This window comes from Snodgrassella communis (genome assembly GCF_914768045.1).
In the GTDB taxonomy this organism is placed as follows: domain Bacteria; phylum Pseudomonadota; class Gammaproteobacteria; order Burkholderiales; family Neisseriaceae; genus Snodgrassella; species Snodgrassella communis.
On the sequence record NZ_CAJZCD010000023.1, the window covers coordinates 1 to 1420 of the forward strand.

Sequence of the window (1420 nt, forward strand, 5' to 3'; positions counted from 1 at the left end):
AAAATGAACTAATTGCTTTACGAAAAGAGCTTAAGCAGCTACGGATGGAAAACGATATCCTAAAGCAGGCTGCACTGATAATGGCACGAAAATCAAAATCCTGAAAGCAAATCAACATCGTTATGCTGTAGCGGCATGATGTCGCTGCTTAGGGATAGCCAGACATTATGCCTATTATCAGTGTAAAACCACTAAACGGAAATTGGTCGCTCATTACGCTGATAAAATACTGACTATTGTTAAATGCAGCTATCAATCCTATGGAACCAGACGCATTTGTATTGCTTTACAAGCAGATATCAGTGTTTCTCGTCGTTAGATTGCCCGAGTAATGAAGTCGCTATCATTGGTATCAAAGTATACGATTAAACGTTATCGAGGATATCAGATAGCAAGCAATAGCGCAGTCACAGCTAATCATTTACAGCGTCAATTTAATGTAGGTACCAAACAGCAGATTATAGTGGCAGACTTAACCTATATTCGTGTTAACCATTGCTGGAATTATTTGTGTGTACTACTTAATTTATCGAACCGACAGATTGCCGGTTATAGTGTTGGACAACATAAAACAGCAGATTTAGTGATGTCTGCACTAAGTCAAATTAAGCAACCGCTGTCATCATTACATCTGTTTCATTCAGATAGAGGAAAGGAATTTGATAATCAATTGCTAGATAAGTGTTTTAATACATTTAATATACAGCGTTCACTAAGTAAAAAGGGATGTCCGTATGACAATGCAGTGGCAGAAGCAACATTTAAAAGCATTAAAACTGAATTTGTTAAAGGGGAAAAATTCATGACGACTGAAGAATTAAAACAAGCCTTTGCGGCTTATGCTTATTGGTACAATCATAAACGGTTACATTCGTCGTTAGGCTATTTGCCTCCGGTAGAATTTAACAAACGGCTACCCCTTAATTTTGTTGTTTGAATAGGTGTTGCCATTCCAGATAGAGGAAAGGAGTTTGATAATCAATTGCTAGATAAGTGTTTTAATACATTTAATATACAGCGTTCACTAAATAAAAAGGGATGTCCGTATGACAATGCAGTGGCAGAAGCAACATTTAAAATCATTAAAACTAAATTTATTAAAGGGGAATTCATAACGACTGGAGAATTACAACAAGCCTTTGTGGCTTATGCTTATTGCTACAATCATCAATGGTTACATTCATCGTTAGGCTATTTGCCTGAGGTAGAATTTAACAAATAGCTACCCCTTAATTTTGTTGTTTGAAGAGGTATTGCCATTCCAGTGCAAACAAACTTCTATAATCATTGTCTTCTAGCTTTTTACAAAGCAAGAAACCCGGCTGATCTCTCAACCGGGTTCTTCTTATGGGGAGTCTGGCGGTGTCCTACTTTCACATGGGTATCCATACTATCATCGGCGCTAGGTCGTTTCACGGTC

General features: G+C 37.5%; 2 protein-coding genes. Both read left to right on the forward strand.

The annotated features are described in order from the left end of the window. Positions 1-331: 331 nt before the first annotated feature. Positions 332-937 (forward strand): IS3 family transposase, encoded by a 606-nt coding sequence (locus tag MJ761_RS10805; RefSeq protein ID WP_239450470.1) that lies wholly within the window; start codon positions 332-334, stop codon positions 935-937. A gap of 45 nt (positions 938-982) precedes the next feature. After that, complete coding sequence (locus MJ761_RS10810; protein ID WP_420853900.1) at positions 983-1222, forward strand: integrase core domain-containing protein; 240 nt, start codon at positions 983-985, stop codon at positions 1220-1222. The last annotated feature ends 198 nt before the right edge of the window (positions 1223-1420 follow it).

Excerpts from the sequence above, each read along its gene's own strand:
- MJ761_RS10805 (WP_239450470.1), top strand. The coding sequence starts at position 332 with ATGAAGTCGCTATCATTGGTATCAAAGTATACGATTAAACGTTATCGA.